At 73.2% G+C, this 5,222-nt stretch carries 6 protein-coding genes; all 6 read right to left on the bottom strand.

Annotated elements, in window-relative coordinates; translation table 11 throughout:
- A partial coding sequence (uvrC, locus tag G6030_RS11765; protein ID WP_182643248.1) for an excinuclease ABC subunit UvrC occupies window positions 1-1,991 on the bottom strand: 1,991 nt, incomplete at its 3' end.
- A gap of 6 nt (window positions 1,992-1,997) precedes the next feature.
- Window positions 1,998-2,471 carry a PH domain-containing protein gene (locus tag G6030_RS11770; RefSeq protein WP_007628590.1) on the bottom strand — a complete coding sequence of 158 codons (474 nt, stop codon included), beginning with the start codon at window positions 2,469-2,471 and terminating at the stop codon, window positions 1,998-2,000.
- Complete coding sequence (gene ribH / locus G6030_RS11775; RefSeq protein WP_007628592.1) at window positions 2,468-2,944, bottom strand: 6,7-dimethyl-8-ribityllumazine synthase; 477 nt, start codon at window positions 2,942-2,944, stop codon at window positions 2,468-2,470. The genes G6030_RS11770 and ribH overlap by 4 nt, the downstream gene beginning before the upstream one ends.
- Window positions 2,941-4,209, bottom strand: a complete 1,269-nt coding sequence (locus tag G6030_RS11780; protein WP_182643249.1) for a bifunctional 3,4-dihydroxy-2-butanone-4-phosphate synthase/GTP cyclohydrolase II — start codon at window positions 4,207-4,209, stop codon at window positions 2,941-2,943. The genes ribH and G6030_RS11780 overlap by 4 nt, the downstream gene beginning before the upstream one ends.
- 74 nt (window positions 4,210-4,283) lie before the next feature.
- Window positions 4,284-4,907, bottom strand: a complete 624-nt coding sequence (locus G6030_RS11785; RefSeq protein ID WP_182643250.1) for a riboflavin synthase — start codon at window positions 4,905-4,907, stop codon at window positions 4,284-4,286.
- On the bottom strand, window positions 4,907-5,222 hold a 316-nt coding region (locus G6030_RS11790), incomplete at its 5' end, for a dihydrofolate reductase family protein (protein WP_182643251.1). The genes G6030_RS11790 and G6030_RS11785, both read right to left, overlap by 1 nt.

A 5,222-nucleotide genomic window follows, 5' to 3' on the forward strand; every position in this document is an offset into this window, starting at 1 on the left:
GACCCGCCGCTGCCGAGCGTCGCGAGGATCGACGCCGCGACGCCGGGCCCGATGCCGGGGACCGTGCACAGATCCTCGACGGAGGCCGCGCGCAGCGCGGAGACGGTGGGGAACTTCTCGACCAGCGCCGCGCGGCGGGCGGGGCCGAGCCCGGGCACGTCGTCGAGCACGGAGGCGGTCATCCGCTTGGAGCGCGCGCCCCGGTGCGCGCGGATGGCGAACCGGTGGGCCTCGTCGCGCAGGCGCTGGAGGAGGAACAGGCCCTCGCCGTGACGCGGGAAGATCACCGGGTACTCCTCGCCTGGCAGCCAGATCTCCTCGAGTCGCTTGGCGATGCCGATGACCGGGACGTCGGTCACGCCGAGCTCGGACAGCACCTCGGCGGCCGCCTCGACCTGCGGGCGCCCGCCGTCGACGACGAACAGCTGCGGCGGGTAGGCGAACCGGCGGGCGGGCGGGGCCGCCTCGGGGTCGCCCGGCTCGTCGTCGACCGGTCCGTCCGTCTCGTCCGGGGTGAGCGCCGGGTCCTCGTGATGACGACGGAAGCGTCGGCGGGTGACCTCGGCGATGCTGGCCACGTCGTCCGAGTGGCCGTCCCCCGCGGCGTCGCGGATGCGGTACAGGCGGTAGTCGCTCTTACGGGGGATGCCGTCCTCGAACACCACGAGGGACGCCATGACGTCCGTGCCCTGGGTGTGCGAGATGTCCACGCACTCGATGCGCAGCGGCGCGGAGTCCAGCTCGAGGGTCTCCTGGATCTCCTGCAGGGCGGCGGAGCGCGCGGTGAGGTCGCCGCTGCGGCGCAGCTTGTGCTGGGTCAGGGCCTCGACGGCGTTGCGGTGGACCGTCTCGGCCAGGGCCCGCTTGTCCCCGCGCTGCGGGACCCGCAGCGAGACCCGGGAGCCGCGCAGGCCCGAGAGCCAGTCGGCGAGCTCGTCGGAGTCCTCGGGCAGGGCCGGTACCAGCACCTCGCGGGGCACGGCGGAGGCGATGTCACCGGACTCGGCGGCCTCGGCCAGGTCCGCCTCCCCGCCGTAGAACTGCGCGAGGTAGTCCGAGACCACGCCGGGGATCGCCCGGGCCGCGTCGAACTCGCCGTCCTCGTCGATCCCGTGCGCGTGCTCGACCACCCAGCCGCGCTGACCGCGGATACGTCCGCCGCGGACGTGGAAGACCTGGACAGAGACCTGGAGCTCGTCGACCTCGACGCCCACGACGTCGGCGTCGGTCCCGTCGCCCAGCACGACGGCCTGCTTCTCCATGGCCCGGCGCATCGCGCCGAGGTCGTCGCGCAGCCTCGCGGCGCGCTCGAAGTCCAGATCGGCGGAGGCCTCCATCATCTGCTTCTCGATGCGCCGCATGATGGCGTCGGTCCGCCCGGCGAGGAAGTCGATGAGTTCATTGACGATCAGCCGGTGCTCGTCCGGGGTGACCCGGCCGATGCACGGGGCCGCGCACTTGTCGATGTAGCCGAGCAGGCAGGGCCGCCCGAGCTGGGCCTGACGCTTGTACACGCCGGCCGAACACGAGCGCACGGGGAACACCCGCTGCAGGGTGTCGAGGGTGTCGCGGATGGCCCACGCGTGGGAGTAGGGGCCGAAGTAGCGGGTGCCGGGCCGGCGGGGGCCGCGGTAGACGAACGCGCGCGGCACCTCCTCGCCGACGGTGACGGCGAGCATCGGGTAGGTCTTGTCGTCGCGGTAGCGGACGTTGAACCGCGGGTCGTACTTCTTGATCCACGTGTACTCGAGCTGCAGCGCCTCGACCTCGGTCGAGACGACGGTCCACTGCACGCCGGCGGCGGAGGTGACCATCTGCCGGGTGCGCGGGTGCAGCAGTGACAGATCGGCGAAGTACGAGCTCAGCCGACTGCGGAGGTTCTTGGCCTTGCCCACGTAGATGACGCGTCCGTGCTCGTCACGGAAGCGGTACACCCCCGGCTCGGTGGGTATCGAGCCGGGGGCCGGGCGGTAGGAACGCGGGTCGGCCACGGCGCGTCAGCGGTCGGCGACGGTCTCGGGGTCGGCGGCCGAGGGCTTGTGGGCGCGGATGACCTCGCGCAGTCGCGACATGGCCTCGACGCCGTCCCGGCCGTCGAAGGACTGGATCGCCCAGATCCCCGCGTGTTCATAGGCCGGCAGTTCCAGTCGGGGCCAGTAGCTCGAGCGGGGGAAGGTCACGCCCACGATGTCCTCCCAGCCCCACCCCCGGGTCCGGAGGGGGCCGCGCAGTTCGACGCCCTGCTCGCCGGCGCGGACGCGGATGCGCAGGAGGGTGAGCAGGACGCCGGCGAAGATGAGGCCGGTGACGACGAAGGCCAGCTGGTCGGCGACGCCGATGGTGACGCCGGTGTCCCCGCGGACGAGGATGACGGCCCACACGACGTGGATGATGACGATGAGCACCGCCAGCGCGATGACGGTCGTGCGCATCCGGCGCGGGGTGTGTTCGAACTCCCAGGTGTCGTTCATCGGATGGTCCTCAGTTCGCGCAGGGCGATGGCGGCTCCGAGGGCGGCGGCCACCGCCTCCCCGCCCTTGTCCTCGGCGGCGCCCTCGTGGCCGTCGCGGTCGCGGGCCTGGTCCTCGTCCTCGGTGGTGAGGACGCCGTGGGCGACGGGGGTGGCCTCGTCGAGGGCGATCCGGGTGAGGCCGTCGGTCACCGAGCGGCATACGTAGTCGAAGTGGGGCGTGGCGCCCCGGATGACGACGCCGAGCGCGACCACGGCGTCGTGGGTGCGCGCGAGCTCCTGCGCCACGACGGGCAGTTCCACGGCCCCGGTGACGCGGGCGAGGGTGACGGCTGCTCCGGAGGCCTCGGCGACGGCCAGCGCCCGGTCCACGAGCTGGGTGCAGATCTCCTGGTGCCACGTCGAGGCCACCACGCCGAGCCGCAGCCCGCGGGCGTCGGGGACGACCAGTTCGGGCCTTCCGCTGCCGCTCATCGCTGATCCTCTCCGTCCACGTCGGCGCCGGTCGGTCCGGCGGGCCCCTCGTCGAGCCCCTCGAGCAGGTGGCCCATACGGTCCCGTTTCGTGCGCAGGTACCTCAGGTTCTCGGGGGTCACCGCGGTGGGCATGGGCACCCTGGCCACCACCTCCACCCCACCGGCGCGCAGGGCGTCGGCCTTGGCGGGGTTGTTGGTCATCAACCGCACGCGCGTCACCCCGAGGTCACGCAGCATCTGCGCGGCGAGGCTGAAGTCGCGGGCGTCGGCGGGCAGGCCCAGGTCGAGGTTGGCGTCGACGGTGTCGCGGCCCGAGTCCTGGAGCTGGTAGGCGCGGAGCTTCTGGACGAGGCCGATCCCCCGACCCTCGTGGCCCCGCATGTAGAGGACGATCCCGCGTCCCTCCTCGCACACGGCGGCGACCGCGGCGTCGAGCTGCGGGCCGCAGTCACAGCGCAGGGAGTGGAAGACGTCTCCGGTGAGGCACTCGGAGTGGATACGGACCGCGACCGGCTCGTCGCCGGAGATGTCGCCGGCGACCATGGCCACGTGCTCGACGCCCTGGAGGGTGTCGCGGTAGCCGTGGGCGGTGAGGGTGCCGGCGGGGGTGGGCACGCGGGCCGCGGCCTCGTGGACCACCTGCACCTCGTGTGCACGCCGCCAGGCCTGGAGGGCCTCGATGGTCACGATCGCCAGGCCGTGCTCATCGGCGAAGCGCCGCAGCTCGGGGGTGCGGGCCATGGTCGTGGGGTCGTCCTCGGAGACGATCTCGCAGATCACGCCGGCGGGACGCAGTCCGGCCAGGCGGGCCAGGTCGACCGCGGCCTCGGTGTGTCCGGGCCGGGTGAGGACGCCGCCGGGCCGGGCGCGCAGGGGCACCACGTGGCCGGGGCGGGTGAAGTCGCCGGGGACGGTGTCGTCGGCGGCGAGCAGCCGCGCGGTGCGGGCGCGGTCGGCGGCGGAGATACCGGTGGACACGCCGGTGCGGGCGTCCACGGTCACGGTGTAGGCGGTGTCGTGGCGGTCCTCGTTGATGGCCCGCATCGGCGGCAGGTCCAGGCGGAGACAGTCCTCGGCCTCGAGCGCCACGCACACGTATCCGGAGGAGTACCGCACGAGGAATCCCATGAGTTCGGGGGTGGCGAGCTCGGCGGCGAAGATCAGGTCGCCCTCGTTCTCGCGGTCCTCGCTGTCCACCACCACCACGGCCCGTCCCGCCGCGATGTCGGCGATGGCTCGCTCGATGCCGTCGAAGGTGGTCACTGGTGCGGGGTCTCCTCGTGTCTGACGAGCCCGGGCGGCGGCCGCGGGTCCGGGCTCAAGTATGGCGCATCCGGTCAGCGGGACCCGCCACCGCGTCCGTCCAGCAGCCGCTCGACGTACTTCGCCAGCACGTCCACCTCGAGGTTGACCGCGTCCCCGTGGGCCAGGCCACCGAGGATCGTGGCCTCGAGGGTGGTGGGGATGAGCGACACCTCGAACCAGGCGTCGGCCTCGCCGGGCGCGCTCACCGCCGAGACGGTGAGCGAGGTGCCGGAGACGGTGATGGAGCCCTTCTCCACGACGTAGCGGGCGAGGTCGCCGGGCAGGGAGATCCGTAGGACGTGCCAGTGCTCGTGCTCGACGCGACTGACGACGCGGCCGGTGCCGTCGACGTGCCCCTGGACGATGTGGCCGCCGAAGCGGGCGTCGGCGCGCATGGCGCGCTCCAGGTTGACGGGGTCACCGGGCGCGAGGGCGGCGAGCGCGGTGCGGTCGAGCGTCTCGGCCATGACGTCCACGTCGAAGTGGGCACCGGTCTCCCACTGGGTGACGGTGAGGCAGACCCCGTTGACGGCGATCGAGTCGCCGTGGCCGGCGTCGGAGGTGACCAGCGGGCCGCGGATCCGCAGTCGCGCGGAGTCGCCACGCCGGTCGATCGATTCGAGGGTGCCGAGCTCCTCAACGATTCCGGTGAACATCAGCGGGGTCCTCTCGTCGGTTCGATGGCGGGCGCCCGGGTGTCGGGCGCCGCGGGCGCGGGTCGGGTGGTCGGCGCCGTCATGCGCAGGTGGACGTCGGCGCCGAGGACGGTGGTCTCGCGGACGGTGAAACCGTGCGCGTCGGTGAGTGTGGCGACGCCGGCCCCCTCAACGGCCGAGCGTCCGCCGCCGAGGACGAGCGGGGCGATGTAGGCGTCGACCTCGTCGACCAGCCCGGCGGCGAGGAACGCCCCGGCCAGGCGCGGGCCGCCCTCGACGAGGACGTGACACACGTCGCCGAGCATCGCGAGCGCC

It is taken from the genome of Dietzia sp. E1, assembly GCF_014145015.1.
In the GTDB taxonomy this organism is placed as follows: Bacteria; Actinomycetota; Actinomycetes; order Mycobacteriales; family Mycobacteriaceae; genus Dietzia; species Dietzia cinnamea_A.